Source organism: Roseateles sp. P5_E1 (assembly GCF_054049335.1).
The window spans coordinates 1-531 of sequence record NZ_JBFUMN010000448.1; the positions used below are offsets into that span (position 1 = coordinate 1).

Consider the following 531-nt stretch of genomic DNA (forward strand, 5'->3'; position numbering starts at 1 on the left):
TCGGGATGCCGCGGACGCGCGTGCTTCGGCGCGAGGTCCGGACCGCCCGCGGCCGTGGCGGGCGTATCCCGGCCAGGCCGCGCAACGGGGTCCAGATATCGGTGGTGAGATACCCCATCCAGACCAGCTCCCACAGCGTGGTGTGCAGCGCATCGGGACTCACCGCGCCGACCGCAGGCAGTGCGTTGTCGTCGGCGATCGACCGCGCCTGCACGGCGGCGGCGAGCTGGCGCGCGAAGTACGCCCCACCTTCGGCGAGCACCTGCAGGATCGTCTGCTGCAACGGCGAACGCTCGGCAGGTGCAGGCACGGCGGGCAACGTCTCGAAGGCGTATTCCTGCAGGTGCAGCGATACCAGCCCGTCGTCCTCGCCCAACCGGCCGTGGCCGGACCAGACCACCGTGCCGGTGGCGAGCAGTTCGTCCAGCAGGGCGGGCGTGTAGTCGCGGACACGCGCGGGCAGGATCTGGCTTTCCCAGACCGAGGCGGGTGCAGGAACGCCGGCCAGCAGTTCGATCACCCGCGCCACGC

1 protein-coding gene is annotated in these 531 nt (G+C 71.6%); it reads right to left on the bottom strand.

Features of this window, described 5'->3' with window-relative positions; all coding sequences use genetic code 11:
• Positions 1-520: Lhr family ATP-dependent helicase (locus tag ACXJKJ_RS32025; protein ID WP_457395768.1), on the bottom strand; the 520-nt coding region annotated here is incomplete at its 3' end.
• Positions 521-531: the final 11 nt, after the last annotated feature.